Origin of the sequence: Streptomyces sp. NPDC001568 (assembly GCF_042893755.1) — a bacterium.
In the GTDB taxonomy this organism is placed as follows: domain Bacteria; phylum Actinomycetota; class Actinomycetes; order Streptomycetales; family Streptomycetaceae; genus Streptomyces.
This window is the reverse complement of the sequence record NZ_JBIAVF010000007.1, coordinates 17,875-31,671: the sequence shown is the minus strand read 5'-3', so window position 1 is coordinate 31,671 and position 13,797 is coordinate 17,875. Positions and strand designations below refer to the sequence as shown.

Sequence of the window (13,797 nt, the reverse complement as noted above, 5' to 3'; positions counted from 1 at the left end):
CCGGGAACGGGGCCCGCAGTGATGGACAGGGACGACGTCGACCGTGCGCTGACACGACTGGGCGCGGAGCACGAGGCCGTGGAGACCTCGCTGCTCGCGCTCCAGGACCACGCGGGCCGCAGGCTCCTGGAGGGGGCCGCGCTCAGCGGGGTCACCCAGGAGCGGTGGACCGCCGCCGACGCGGCCATCACCCGCCTGTGGACGTACTTCGACGCCTACAGCGGGGCCCTGGCAGCCGCCCGCGCCATCCGCGAGCGGCGCCGCTGGCCCAACCGGGAGGATCTGGCGGAGCTGACCGAGCGGCTGCGCGGGCCCGGGGTGACCATCGCCGGCGCCGGGCTGGAGGGCGCCGCGCTCGCGGAGCGCTTCTCGCTGGCCGAGCTCGTCGCCCGGATGAACGAGCTCTACGCGAGCTCCCTGGACCTGGTGGTCGCCGCCGACGCGGTGTGGTCGGCGCTGCCCGCGCGGATCGACCTGCTCGCCGCCGAACTGCACCGGACCCGGTCACTGGCGCACTCGGTGGGGGTACGGCCGGGCGAGCACCCGTCGGGCGACGACCTGGAGTCGATCACCGCCGAGCTGACGCGGCTGCGCGAGCGGGTGATCGCCGACCCGCTGGCCTTCTGGACCCCGGCGGTGGGGAGTTCCGCCCCGGGCGGGGGCCGGCCGGACACCGCCCGGTACGACAGGGCGGCCCGCGCGCTGGACGACGTACGGCGTGAGGTCGAGGCGGTGCTGACCGTCCGGCAGGACGCCGAGCAGCGGCTCATCGCCCTGCGGGACGTGCTCTCGCGGGCCGATCGGACCCTCGCGGAGGCCCGCAACGCCCGCATCGAGGTGCTGGCGAAGATCGCGGCGTCCGAGGTACCGGCCGTCAGCGGACCGCCGACGGCCCTGCAGGAGCAGCTCGCGGCGGCGGCCGAGTACCGCCGGCACGCGCAGTGGCACCGGCTGTCCCCCCTGTTGGACGCCCTGGAGGAACGGGCCGAGGAGGAACTTCGGCGGGCCCGCGAATCGTTGACCGCGGTGACGGCCCCGCTGGCCGTGCGGGCCGAACTGCGCGGCAGGTTGGACGCCTACAAGGCGAAGGTCGCCCGGCACGGACTGGCCGAGGACCCGCTGCTGATCGAGCGGTACGACACCGCCCGACGGATGCTGTGGAGCGCGCCCTGCGACCTGCGGGCCGCCGAACTCGCGGTCCTGCGCTACCAGCGGGCCACCGCCGAGGCACTGGCGCCGCCACCGGAGCGCGATGTGCGGGACGCCGACGACCGCGGCGACGGTGACCGCGGCTCCGGCGCACCGGGCCCGGGCGACCTGCCGGGCCGGTACCTGCCCGGGCAACACCTGCCCGAGCACGACCTGACCGCGCAGCACCCACCCGAGCAGCACCCACCCGAGCAGCACCGGTCCGGCGGGCCGGGGAAGGAGGACGCATGAGCCTGAACGGAACGCCCTGCATGCGCCCCGGCTGCCCCGGGACGTACGAGGACATGGGCGGCGGCGAGCTGTACTGCGACACCTGCGGGCTCGCCCCGACGGGCGCGGTCGCGGCGGGCGCCGAGGAACTCGTCTCCCCGCCGACCGGCATGACCAGCGCCGCCCGGCACGGCGATTCGCGGGGCTCGGCGGGCTCGCGCGGCTCGGGCCGGTCCTCGGCCTCGGCCCGGTCCTCCCGCTCCTCCCGGTCCTCCTCCTCGCGCCGCTCGGTGTCCGGGCGGCTGTCGCGCTCACTGCCGGGTTCCGCGTCCACCCGTTCGGTGTCGGTGCGCAGTTCCGGTTCGGCCTCGGCCGCTTCGGGGCGCGGCCGGCTGGGAGCCGGGTTGGTCAGCATGCCGGAGGTGCCGCGTCCGGATCCGTCGGCGGCCGTACTGGAGAACCCGGAGGTCCCGGAGCGCAAGCGGTTCTGCTCGCGCTCGGACTGCGGGGCGCCCGTCGGTCGGGCGCGGGGTGAACGGCCGGGCCGTACGGAGGGGTTCTGCACCAAGTGCGGTCACCCGTACTCGTTCGTGCCCAAGCTGCGCGCGGGTGACGTGGTGCACGGCCAGTACGAGGTGGCGGGCTGCCTCGCGCACGGCGGTCTGGGCTGGGTCTACCTGGCGGTGGACCGGGCCGTCTCCGACCGGTGGGTGGTCCTCAAGGGCCTCCTCGACACCGGGGACCAGGACGCGATGGAGGCGGCGATCTCCGAGCGGCGCTTCCTCGCGGAGATCGAACACTCCAACATCGTGCGGATCTACAACTTCGTGGAGCACCTGGACCAGCGGACGGGTTCGCTCGACGGGTACATCGTCATGGAGTACGTGGGCGGCAAGTCCCTGAAGGAGATCGCGAACGAGCGGCGCCGGCCGGACGGCAGACGCGACCCGCTGCCCGTGGAGCAGGCCTGCGCCTACGGGATCGAGGCGCTGGAGGCCCTCGGGCACCTGCACAGCCGCAACCTCCTGTACTGCGACTTCAAGGTCGACAACGCCATCCAGCAGCAGGACCAGCTCAAGCTGATCGACATGGGCGCGGTCCGGCGGATGGACGACGACGAGTCGGCGATATACGGCACCGTGGGCTACCAGGCCCCGGAGGTGGCCGAGCTGGGTCCGTCCGTGGCCTCGGACCTCTACACGGTGGCCCGCACCCTCGCCGTGCTCACGTTCGACTTCCAGGGCTACACGAACGTGTTCGTGGACTCGCTGCCGGACCCGGAGCACATCGAGGTGTTCGGCCGGTACGAGTCGTTCTACCGGCTGCTGGTACGGGCCACCGATCCGGATCCGGGTCGACGGTTCGCCTCCGCGCAGGAGATGGCGGACCAGCTCACGGGCGTGCTGCGGGAGGTCGTCGCCCTGCAGACGGGCCGGCCGCGGCCGCAGCTGTCGACGCTGTTCGGTCCCGAGCTGCGGGTGCCGGACACCCGGCTGTACGCGGACGGCCCGGGGGCAGAGGTCTCCCGGCTGGGCGCGCGGGAGACCGCGCGGCCGGTGTGGGGGCGGGGCCGGGGCCGGCGGCGGGCTCCGGTGACGGTTCCTCCCGTTCCTCCGGCTCCGGCCGCGATCCCGGTCGCGGCCGGTGGCGCGGGTTCCGTCGGCGCCCCGGCGCCCGGCCCCTCGTCGTTCCCGCAGGCCGGGGGCGCGGTCGCCGCGCTCGGAACCACCGCCACGCACATGGCGGGCGCTCCGGTGCCCGGGCCCCGGTGGACCGGGCCCGCGCCGGCGGCCCGGCCCGCGCCGGCGGCCGGCCTGTCGGAGGCTCCCGTTCCGCTGCCGGCTCGGGGTACCGGGGCGTTCGCGGCCCGGGCCGGGCTGGCCCGCCTCGACGCCCGCGACACGGCGCTGGCCCTGCCCGTGCCGCTGGTCGACGCCGCCGACCCCAACGCCGGCTTCCTGACCGGACTCCTGGCCTCCGCGCCCGCCGACCTGCTGGGCGCCCTCGGCTCGGCCCCGGCCGACTCCGCCGAACTGCGGCTGCGCGAACTGCGGGCCCGGCTCGAACTGGGCGAACTCGCGGTGGCGGGCGAGGCCCTGACCGCGTTGGAGGACCGGCACCCGGACGACTGGCGCGTGGTGTGGGCCCGCGGCATCGCCTCACTGGCCACCGGGGACGACGAGATAGCGGCGCTGTCCTTCGACGCGATCTACGACGCCTTCCCGGGCGAGCCCGCTCCGAAGCTGGCCCTGGGCCTGTGCGCCGAGATCCTCGGACAGCTGGACAACGCCGCCGAGTACTACCGCCTCGTCTGGACCACCGACCCGGGGTTCGTCAGCGCGGCCTTCGGGCTGGCCCGGGTCCAGCTGGCGTCCGGCGACCGGGACGCCGCCGTGCGCACCCTGGAGTCCGTACCGGAGGCCTCCATCCACTACACCGCCGCACGGGTGGCGGCCGTACGGGCACGCCTGCGCGACCGGTCCCCGCAGGAGCCCCTGCTGGCCGATCTCGTGGCGGCGTCCGGCCAGGTCGAGGCACTGCGACGGTTCGGGCTCGACCCGGAACGGCAGGAGCGGCTGGCGACGGAGGTTCTGGGCGTGGCCCTCGACTGGGTACTGTCGGGTAGCCGGGGCGCCGACCCCGGCCGGACCTCGCTGCTCGGCAGTCAACTGGACGAGCGGGGGCTGCGCTTCGGCCTGGAACGCTCCTACCGCGTCCTCGCCCGGCTGGCGCAGCGGGGCGAGGAGAGGATCGAACTGGTGGAACGGGCAAACCGTTTCCGTCCCCGGACGTGGGTGTGAGTGATGTCGATGCATCGGCCGTCGGGCTGCCCCAGCTGCGCGGAGCCCCTGGAGGAGGGTGACCGCTTCTGCGGCGTGTGCGGTTACGCCCTGTCCTCCCCGCCCCCTACCTCGGACCCCGATCCGACCCTGCCGGTCGGATCCCTGGCGGCATCGGCTCCCGCCGGGCGGGCCGCCGCGGGCGGGAACCCCGCCGCGGCGACGGGCTCCCACCCCGGGCAGGGGACCGGGACCGCCCCCGCCGGGCAGCACTCGGCCGCCGGTCCGGCGGGCGAGCCGGTCGCCGCGGGCCTGCGCAGTTCCGCCGGCTACACCCCCGGGGTGCCCGCGCCCGGCTGGGGCAGCGTGGCCGAAGCCGCGCCGACCCTGGTCGGCGACGGCTCCGGCATGCCGGGCCCGAGCGCCCCCCGGGGCGCCTCCGACCCCGGGCCCGAGGGCCCGTACGGTCAGGAGCCGGCCCAGCACGAGAGCCCGCACGAGCCGACCCGGCACGAAGCCCCGTACCAGGAGCCCGTGCGCCACGACCTCCCCGGCGGGGTCGGGGAGCCCGGGGACGGGGGCTGGGGAACGCCCGCGCACGAGGAGCCGTACGTCCCGCAGGGCGGACCCGCGCACGAGGAGCCGTACGGGGCCGTCCCGGCGGGGGACGGCGGGAAGACCTGCGTCGCCTGCCGCGCCGGGCACGTCGACCCCGACGGGTACTGCGAGCACTGCGGCCACGCCCAGCCCCGCGAGCGCGACCACCTGGAGGAGGAGCTCGGCAGCGTCGCCGCCGTCAGCGACCGCGGCCTGCGCCACCACCGCAACGAGGACTCCTTCGCGGTATCGGCGACGGCCCTGCCCGACGGGTCGGCCGCGACCGTGGCCATCGTCTGCGACGGCGTCTCCTCGGCGAGCCGGCCCGACGACGCCTCCGCCGCGGCGGCACGCGCCGCCAACGAGGCGCTGCTCGACGCCCTCCCCCGAGGCGCCCACCCCCAGGAGGCCATGCACGGGGCGATCCTGGCCGCGGCCACCGCCGTGAACGCCTTGGCCCCCGAGACCCCCGGCGCGCAGAACGCGCCGGCCTGCACCCTGGTCGGCGCCGTCGTCAGCGGCGGGGTCCTGACCATCGGCTGGGTCGGTGACAGCCGCGCCTACTGGGTGCCCGACGACCGCGGCGCCCTGCCCCGGCGCCTCACCGAGGACGACTCGTGGGCCGCCCAGATGGTCGCGGCGGGCCTGATGGGCGAGGCCGAGGCCTACGCCGACGTCCGGGCCCACGCCATCACCGGCTGGCTCGGGGCCGACGCGTACGACCTCGAACCGCACACCGCCAGCTACAAGCCGGACCACCCCGGCGTGGTCGTCGTCTGCACCGACGGCCTGTGGAACTACGCGGAATCCGCCCGGGACATGGCCCAGGTCCTGCCCCCCGACGCGGCCGTCCGACCCCTGCACAGCGCGCAGGTCCTGGTGGGCCACGCCCTCGACGGGGGCGGGCACGACAACGTGACCGTCGCCATCGTGCCCTTCGCCGCCGCACCGGAACCGGGGACCCCCGGCGCCGCCCCGGAAGCGGAAGCCGAAGCGGAACCGCACCCCCGGGCCTGACCCGCCCGTCCCCGTCGTCAGCGAGCCCCCGAGGAGTCCAGTCGATGGCGAACTTCGCCAAGCCGAGCGCCCCGCGCTTCAGCGTGGAGGTGTACCAGAACGAGTTCCTGCCCGAGGGCGGCCGGGACGTGCACGCCATCGTGACGGTCACCTCCAGCGGGGGCGCGACCGCGACGGCCGCCCGCGTCCTGGGTCAGGACGCGGCCGTCGTGATCATGGTCGACTGCTCGGGCTCGATGGAGTACCCGCCGGACAAGATGCGCGGGGCGCGCGAGGCGACGGCCGCCGCGATCGACACCCTGCGCGACGGCACCGCCTTCGCGGTGATCGCGGGCACCCACGTGGCCCGCGAGGTCTACCCGGGCCAGGGCCGGCTGGCCACCGCCGACCCGACGACCCGCGCCCGGGCCAAGGAGGCGCTGCGCGCCCTGACCGCCGGCGGTGGCACCGCCATCGGGACCTGGCTGCGGCTGGCCGACGGCCTGCTCCGCCAGTCCCCGGCCGCGATCCGGCACGGCATCCTGCTCACCGACGGCCGCAACGAGCACGAGGAGCCGGCCGTGCTGCGCGCCACCCTCGACGCCTGCGCCGGCCGCTTCACCTGCGACGCCCGCGGTGTGGGCACCGACTGGGAGGTCAAGGAGGTCACCGGGATCGCGAGCGCGCTGCTCGGCTCGGCGGACATCGTCGCCGACCCGGCCCACCTCGCCGAGGACTTCACGCGCATGATGGAGAACGTCATGGGCAAGGAGGTCGCGGACGTGGCGCTGCGCCTGTGGACCCCGGTCGGCGTGGAGGTCCAGTACGTCAAGCAGGTCGCGCCCGCCGTCCACGACCTGACCGCCCGCCGCACGGAGGCCGGGCCCCGCGCCGGGGACTACCCGACCGGCTCGTGGGGCGACGAGTCCCGCGAGTACCACGTCTGCGTTCGGGTGCCGGGAGCGTCCGTCGGCCAGGAGATGTTGGCGGCCCGCGCCTCGCTGGTCCTGCCGGGGCCGGCGGGCGAGCCGCAGCCGCCGCTCGCGCAGGGCCTGGTCAGGGCGGTGTGGACCGACGATCTGGCCGCTTCGACCGCGATCAGCCCGCAAGTGGCGCACTACACAGGACAGGCAGAACTCGCGCAGGCTATCCAACAGGGCCTGGAAGCCCGCAAAATGGGTGATGTGGACGGGGCCACGGCCAAACTGGGGCGTGCCGTGCAGTTGGCGAGCGCCTCGGGGAACGCCGACACTGCCAAACTGCTGGCGAAGGTGGTGGATGTCGTCGACGCGGTGACGGGTACTGTGCGGCTGAAAGCCAAGGTCGCCGATGCCGACGAGATGACCCTTGAAACGCGTTCGACGCGGACCGTCCGAGTGAAGAAGACCTGAGAAGAAACCTGACGCGATGACGCAGGGAGAAGGGGGAAGCGCCGCGATGCCGACCTGCCCGAACGGGCACCAGTCCGCCTCCGACGACTGGTGCGAGGTCTGCGGCCACCGCATGGCTGCCCCTACGGGCACCCCCGCGGCGCCCTCCTACGGATACGGCTATCCTCCCACGGCCGGCGAGCCGACCGCCCAGGCGGAGCTGTGCCCGCAGTGCCGGACCCCGCGCGAGGCCATGGCCCCGTTCTGCGAGGAGTGCCGGTACAACTTCCTGACCCGTACGCCGACTTCGTACGCTCCGCTGTCCCCGGACGCCACGGGCACGGGGCCCGGCACCGGGGCGGGCGCGCAGCCCGGGCCGCCGCCCCCGCCGCCGGCTCCGGCGCAGCCGGTCTTCTCCCAGGACCACTTCGAGTACCAGGGGTCCCGGCCGTCCCGGGTCAACCGGCCCGCCGAACCGCTCCAGCGGGAGGACGACTGGCTGCTGCCGCCGCCCTCGCACGAGCAGCAGGGGCAGGGGCTGTCCTCGCAGCAGTCCGGGCAGCAGGGTCGGTCCGGGCAGCAGCAGGCGCAGCCCGTGCAGCAGGAGTACCAGCAGCCCGAGTACCAGCAGGAGTACTACCAGCAGCAGGCTCCGCCGCAGCAGGAGTACCACCAGCAGCAGCCGGCGCAGCAGCACCACGAGTACCAGCAGCAGCACCAGCCGTTCCCGCCGCAGAACACTCCGGCGCCGGTGTCCTGGTCGGCGACGGTCGCGCCCGACCGCTCGTACTTCCTGGCGATGATGCAGCGCAGCGGCCCGGAGGCGGCGGCGCTGAACCTGCCGGCGTACTCCCCCGAGCAGCACCTGCCGCTCTCCGGGGGGCAGATCACCATCGGCCGGCGCCGTGCCTCCACGGGCGAGGCCCCGGACATCGACCTCGCGGTGCCGCCGGAGGACCCGGGCGTCTCCCACCAGCACGCGGTGCTCGTCCAGCAGCCCGACCTGAGCTGGGCGGTCGTCGACCAGAACTCCACCAACGGCACCACCATCAACGGTGGTGAGGAGCCGATCCAGCCCTACGTCCCGGTTCCCCTCTCCGACGGCGACCGGGTCCACGTGGGGGCCTGGACCACCATCACCATCCGCCGCGGCTAGCCGGCCGGGCCCGCGATCGCCCGACCCGGTCCCGGTTCAGGTCGTCTCCTTCGGCCTAGCCGGGGCGGACCGGGTCCCCCAGGGGCCACACGTACGGGCCCTGGGGGTCGTCGAGCCAGGACCACTGGCCCTGCGCGGTGACCGTGACCCCGAACCGTTCCCGCGCCGGCCGCCCCTCCCTGCGCCACAGGTCCAGGGCCTCGCGCGGGTGCAGTACGCCCGCGGTCAGGATCAGCAGGAACTGGAAGCGCTCGTTCTGCACCAGCTCGTACGGAACCCCGTGCAGCGGCCCCGTCGTGCCGGCGGGGGTGGGCGACGCCGTGGCCCCGCGCAGGGGGACGAAGTAGGCCGAGGTGTGCAGGAAGTGGCCCTCGGCGAAATCGGCGTCCCGGACGGTCAGCGCGATCAGCCCCGTCGACAGCGGCGCCAGGATCCGCGCTCCGGGCCGGCACTGGGCGGGCCAGGCGTGCGGGATCAGCGGCAGGGTGCAGGTCACCAGGATCCGGTCGAAGGGCCCCCGGGAGGGGCAGCCGCGCGCGCCGTCCCCCGTCACCACCGTCGGGTGGTGACCGAGCAGCGCCAGGTGGGCCCGCGCCGACTCGGTGATCTCGTCGTCCAGGTCGACCGTGGTGACCAGCTCCTCGCCGAGCCGGTGGCAGAGCAGCGCCGCGTTGTAGCCGGTGCCCGCGCCGATCTCCAGCACGTTGTCGCCGTCGCGCACCTCCAGCGCCTCCAGCATCTTCGCCATCAGCGAGGGCTGGCTGCTGGAGGAGACCAGTTCGCCGTCGCGCAGCCGGGTCGCCAGGGGGACGTCCGTGTACACGCCGCGCAGCCAGCGGGCCCGCTGTTCGGGGTCCGGATCCTCGCCCCACAGCCGTTCGTGGCCGGCGCCGCGGCCGGTCCAGAAGTACGGCACGAACACGTGCCGGGGAACCGCCGCGAAGGCCGCCCGCCAGGCCGGGTCCGCCAGCGCCCCGGCGGCCGTCAGCTCCCGCACCTGACCGGCGTGCGCCGCCTCCCGCAGGTCCCGGGTCCCTTCGTCCGGTGCGCCGCGGGACGTGCGTGGGGTGTGTGCTCCCGTGCCGCCCGTACCCATGACTCCACTGTCCTGCGGGCGGGCCGCCCGTGCGACCCCGGCGGGAGGCCGAGGGTTCGGAGCGCGAGTACGCCGGTCCTGGGACCGGGGTACTCCGTCCGGGCGTCTGAGACGATGGTCGGGTGAATGACGAGTCGCAGAGCACGGTCCAGGAGCAGACCTTCTACGAGCTGGTGGGCGGCGAGGACTTCTTCCGCCGGCTGGTCCACCGCTTCTACCAGGGGGTCGCGGGGGACCCGCTGCTGCGCCCTATGTACCCGGAGGAGGACCTCGGGCCCGCCGAGGAACGGTTCGCGCTGTTCCTGATGCAGTACTGGGGCGGCCCGACCACCTACAGCGACAACCGCGGCCACCCCCGGCTGCGGATGCGGCACGCACCGTTCCAGGTGGACGCCGCCGCGCACGACGCGTGGCTGAGGCACATGCGGGTCGCGCTGGACGAGATGGGGTTGGCGCCCGAGCACGAGGCGCAGCTGTGGCGCTACCTGACCTACGCGGCCGCCTCCATGATCAACTCCGCCTGAGCGGGGGCCGACCGGGCGGTCAGACGGGTCGTACCTGAAGGGCGCCCAGGCCGCCGGTCCGCCCGGGGCGCCGCATGGCGACGGACCCGTACGGGGTGCTCAGGCGCAGCCAGCCGCCCGAGGCGAACAGCGCCACGGGGGCGGGCGCGGTGACCGGCGGCGCCGCGGGGGTCGTGGCGGCGGGGACGGGGGACCGTACCGGCCGCAGGAAGCCCAGCGACTGCGCGGCGTGCACGGCGCGCAGCGGAAGTTCGGTGTCGCCCAGCGTCCGCGACCAGATCTCCCGGCCGATGCGGTCGCGCTCGGAGCGGGTCCGGTGCTGCGGGGGCAGGGCCTCGTCGCGGGCCCGGAACTCGGAGACGGCCGCGGCCACGCAGGCCCGGACCGCCTCGGGGCCGGGCAGGCCCGGCACGGGCTGCCAGCCACCGCGGGGCGGCAGTACGCCGGCCCAGGGAGGCCCGGTGACCGGCCGGGGCACGACGGCGCCGGCGGTGCTCTCGTCGATCGCCTCCAGCAGCTCGCCCGCGGACACGGTCAGGTCGAGCGGTGTCGCGAGGGGCTCGGCGAGGCGGGCCGTACGGACGGCCAGCACGTCGAAGGACGGCGGGCGTCCGAAGACGGCGAGCGCGCCGCCGCCCGCCCGCGCCTGCAGGCGGACCGCGGCGGCGCGGTCGTAGTGCACCAGCCGACCCAGGAAGGCGGCGAGGTCCGCCGCCTCCCCGGAATCGACGAAGCGCAGCTGGTCGGTCATGCCGCGAGGCGCCCTTCGGCGGCCTCGGGCCGGTCGAGGTACTCCTCCAGGAAGCGACGCTCCTCCGCGGTGATGCGGCGGGGACGCCCCTCGGCGAGGTTGTAGGGCACGACCACGGTCTCGGCCCGCACGTACACCGTTTCCGGCCTGTCCTGCGTCGCCTCGTCCTTGACCTCGTAGCGGATGGTCAGGGAAGCGGCGCCTATGCGGGTCACCCAGGACTCGATGAGGACGGGCTCGTGCCGGTGCACCAGGGGCAGCTTGTAGTCGATCTCGTGGCGGGCCACGACGGAGCCGCCCGTGAAGGAATCGCTGCCCTCCCCCGGCGCCAGGCGGAACATGAAGTCGATCCGTGCCTCCTCCAGGTAGCGGAGGAAGACGACGTTGTTGACGTGCCCGAAGGCATCCATGTCCGCCCAGCGGAGGGGGCACCGGTAGTGGTGTCTGGCCATGGTCTCGACCTAGCCCCGGGTGAGCTTCTTGTAGGTGGCACGGTGCGGACGCGTGGCGTCCGGGCCGAGCCGCTCGACCTTGTTCTTCTCGTAGGACTCGAAGTTGCCCTCGAACCAGTACCACTTGGACTCACCCTCGTACGCGAGGATGTGCGTGGCGACCCGGTCCAGGAACCAACGGTCGTGGGAGATGACCACGGCCGCACCGGGGAATTCGAGGAGCGCGTTCTCCAGCGACGACAGGGTCTCGACGTCGAGGTCGTTGGTGGGCTCGTCGAGGAGCAGCAGGTTGCCGCCCTCCTTGAGCGTCAGTGCCAGGTTCAGGCGGTTGCGCTCACCACCGGACAGGACACCGGCCGGCTTCTGCTGGTCCGGACCCTTGAAGCCGAAGGCGCTGACGTACGCGCGGGACGGCATCTCGACCTGGCCCACGTTGATGTAGTCCAGCTCGTCCGACACGACCGCCCAGAGGGTCTTCTTGGGGTCGATGTTGGCGCGGCTCTGGTCGACGTAGCTGATCTTGACGGTATCGCCGACCTTGATGGCGCCGGAGTCCGGCGTCTCCAGGCCCTGGATCATCTTGAAGAGCGTGGTCTTGCCGGCGCCGTTCGGGCCGATGACGCCGACGATGCCGTTGCGCGGCAGCGTGAACGACAGGTCGTCGATGAGGACCTTGTCGCCGAACGCCTTCGTGAGGTTGTTGACCTCGACCACGATCGAGCCCAGACGCGGGCCCGGCGGGATCTGGATCTCCTCGAAGTCCAGCTTCCGCATCTTGTCGGCCTCGGCCGCCATCTCCTCGTACCGGGCGAGACGGGCCTTGGACTTGGTCTGACGCCCCTTGGCGTTGGACCGCACCCACTCCAGCTCTTCCTTGAGCCGCTTCTGGCGCTTCTCGTCCTTGCGGCCCTCGACCTTGAGGCGGGTGGCCTTCTTCTCCAGGTACGTGGAGTAGTTGCCCTCGTAGGCGATGGCGCGGCCGCGGTCGAGTTCGAGGATCCACTCGGCGACGTTGTTCAGGAAGTACCGGTCGTGGGTGACCGCGATGACGCAGCCCTTGTACTGCGAAAGGTGCTGCTCCAGCCAGTTCACCGACTCGGCGTCGAGGTGGTTGGTGGGCTCGTCGAGGAGCAGCAGGTCGGGGGCTTCCAGCAGCAGCTTGCAGAGCGCCACGCGACGCTTCTCACCACCGGAGAGGGTGGTGACCGGCCAGTCGCCGGGCGGGCAGCCCAGCGCGTCCATGGCCTGCTCCAGCTGGGCGTCGAGGTCCCACGCGTTGGCGTGGTCCAGGTCGTCCTGGAGCTTGCCCATCTCCTCCATCAGCTCGTCGGTGTAGTTCGTCGCCATTTCCTCGGCGATCGCGTTGAACCGGTTGAGCTTGCCCTTGATCTCGGCGACGCCGTCCTCGACGTTCTCCAGGACGGTCTTCGACTCGTCGAGCTTGGGCTCCTGCATGAGGATGCCGACCGTGTAGCCGGGAGACAGGTACGCCTCACCGTTCGACGGCTGCTCGATGCCCGCCATGATCTTCAGAACGGTGGACTTGCCGGCGCCGTTCGGGCCCACCACACCGATCTTCGCGCCGGGCAGGAAGTTCAGGAAGACGTCGTCAAGGATCACCTTGTCGCCGTGCGCCTTGCGCGTCTTGCGCATGGTGTAGATGAACTCAGCCAAGAGAAACCGTCCGGCAGATCGATGGTGGGCAGATACACCCCATCTTGCCAGTCGTCCATAGCTGCGGGCGAATGGGTAGGTCAGAGGCCCCTGAGCTGGGGCGGAACGGCGGCCTGCGGGCGGCGGGTGGTGGGTGCGGCGGAAAAGGATCTGGTCGGGTGTCACGCGGGAGGGCAGGATGCTGCTGCGCCACCCGGCGCCGGTGTCCCGGAGGTCCCCCTGAACGGCAGTTCCCTCGTCCCGCTCGCCATCGCGCTCATCGGGGTCGGCGGCACCCTCTTCGCCCCTCTGCTGACGCAACGCCTCGTCGCCCGCGTCCAGGCGGAGCAGGGTGACCGGCAGGAGCGGGTGGCCGAGGCCCAGTGGCGGCGCGAGCAGCAGGTCGCCGCGCTGGACAAGCGGCGCGACTGCTACGTGGCGGCGAACTCCGGCTACCGCCGCTTCCGCGTCGAGCTCATGAACTACCTGTGGCTGGTGCACAAGGACGCGGTCGCCCCGGAACGGCGAACGGCCCTGGAGGACGCGCGGCACGCGATGCACGCGTCCTTCGCCGAGGCCCAGATGGCCGCCTCCGACGCGGTCCTGGCGGAACTGGACGCGATGTCGCAGACCTTCGCGTCCCTGTACGACCGGGTCATGCGGCTGGAGGAGGGCAGCCCCGCGCCGAACGGTTCGTTCGAGGAGATCCAGTCCGGGCTGCTGCGCGCGAACGAGCAGTGGGTGGTCATGCGGAGCGCGATGCGCGCCGACCTGGGGGTGGACCCGGGCCCGGCGGTGGACCCGGGCCCGGCGGTGGAGCCCTACTAGCGCGCCCGGCCGCACCCGGCGGACGCCCGTCCCGGGTGGCGGCCCGCGGACGGGCGCGGGGCCCGGGTGACGGCCCGAGAACGGACGCGGCCCCCGGTAGCGGCCCGAGGACCGGCGCGGCGCCCCGGTAGCGGCTGCGGACCGGCGCGGCGCCCGCCGACGGCTCCGCCCCGGC

General features: G+C 73.9%; 11 protein-coding genes. 7 read left to right on the top strand and 4 right to left on the bottom strand.

The window, feature by feature from the left end:
* Positions 1 to 21: 21 nt before the first annotated feature.
* The 5 genes from ACFY0I_RS14440 to ACFY0I_RS14420 are packed head-to-tail and all read left to right on the top strand — an operon-like array spanning position 22 to position 8,318.
* Positions 22 to 1,440 (top strand): hypothetical protein, encoded by a 1,419-nt coding sequence (locus ACFY0I_RS14440; protein ID WP_388894521.1) that lies wholly within the window; start codon positions 22 to 24, stop codon positions 1,438 to 1,440.
* On the top strand, positions 1,437 to 4,220 hold the full coding sequence (locus ACFY0I_RS14435; protein ID WP_388894518.1) for a tetratricopeptide repeat protein: 2,784 nt from the start codon (positions 1,437 to 1,439) through the stop codon (positions 4,218 to 4,220). Before ACFY0I_RS14440 ends, ACFY0I_RS14435 begins: the two co-directional genes overlap by 4 nt.
* Before the next feature lie 3 nt (positions 4,221 to 4,223).
* A complete protein-coding gene (locus tag ACFY0I_RS14430) occupies positions 4,224 to 5,813 on the top strand; it encodes a protein phosphatase 2C domain-containing protein (RefSeq protein WP_388894516.1) in 1,590 nt (529 codons plus the stop codon).
* A gap of 44 nt (positions 5,814 to 5,857) precedes the next feature.
* Positions 5,858 to 7,183, top strand: coding sequence for a VWA domain-containing protein (locus ACFY0I_RS14425; protein ID WP_388894513.1), 1,326 nt, complete (start codon positions 5,858 to 5,860; stop codon positions 7,181 to 7,183).
* A 46-nt stretch (positions 7,184 to 7,229) separates the two neighbouring features.
* On the top strand, positions 7,230 to 8,318 hold the full coding sequence (locus ACFY0I_RS14420) for an FHA domain-containing protein (protein WP_388895311.1): 1,089 nt from the start codon (positions 7,230 to 7,232) through the stop codon (positions 8,316 to 8,318).
* Between the two features lie 55 nt (positions 8,319 to 8,373).
* On the opposite strand, the gene ACFY0I_RS14415 is transcribed toward ACFY0I_RS14420, so the two are convergent.
* Positions 8,374 to 9,414, bottom strand: coding sequence for a methyltransferase domain-containing protein (locus ACFY0I_RS14415; RefSeq protein WP_388894510.1), 1,041 nt, complete (start codon positions 9,412 to 9,414; stop codon positions 8,374 to 8,376).
* A gap of 122 nt (positions 9,415 to 9,536) precedes the next feature.
* On the opposite strand from ACFY0I_RS14415, the gene ACFY0I_RS14410 reads away from it, so the two are divergent.
* Positions 9,537 to 9,938 carry a globin gene (locus ACFY0I_RS14410; RefSeq protein WP_388894506.1) on the top strand — a complete coding sequence of 134 codons (402 nt, stop codon included), beginning with the start codon at positions 9,537 to 9,539 and terminating at the stop codon, positions 9,936 to 9,938.
* A 19-nt stretch (positions 9,939 to 9,957) separates the two neighbouring features.
* Here ACFY0I_RS14410 and ACFY0I_RS14405 read toward each other — a convergent pair whose 3' ends face one another.
* The 3 genes from ACFY0I_RS14405 to ettA are packed head-to-tail and all read right to left on the bottom strand — an operon-like array spanning position 9,958 to position 12,815.
* Positions 9,958 to 10,689, bottom strand: coding sequence for a hypothetical protein (locus ACFY0I_RS14405; protein ID WP_388894503.1), 732 nt, complete (start codon positions 10,687 to 10,689; stop codon positions 9,958 to 9,960).
* A complete protein-coding gene (locus ACFY0I_RS14400; RefSeq protein ID WP_383991503.1) occupies positions 10,686 to 11,141 on the bottom strand; it encodes an acyl-CoA thioesterase in 456 nt (151 codons plus the stop codon). The genes ACFY0I_RS14405 and ACFY0I_RS14400 overlap by 4 nt, the downstream gene beginning before the upstream one ends.
* A 9-nt stretch (positions 11,142 to 11,150) precedes the next feature.
* Positions 11,151 to 12,815, bottom strand: a complete 1,665-nt coding sequence (gene ettA / locus ACFY0I_RS14395) for an energy-dependent translational throttle protein EttA (protein ID WP_388894501.1) — start codon at positions 12,813 to 12,815, stop codon at positions 11,151 to 11,153.
* 129 nt (positions 12,816 to 12,944) lie between these two features.
* Here ettA and ACFY0I_RS14390 point away from each other — a divergent pair, with 129 nt between their 5' ends.
* Entirely contained in the window at positions 12,945 to 13,622 is a 678-nt protein-coding gene (locus tag ACFY0I_RS14390) for a hypothetical protein (RefSeq protein ID WP_388894498.1), read from the top strand.
* Positions 13,623 to 13,797: the final 175 nt, after the last annotated feature.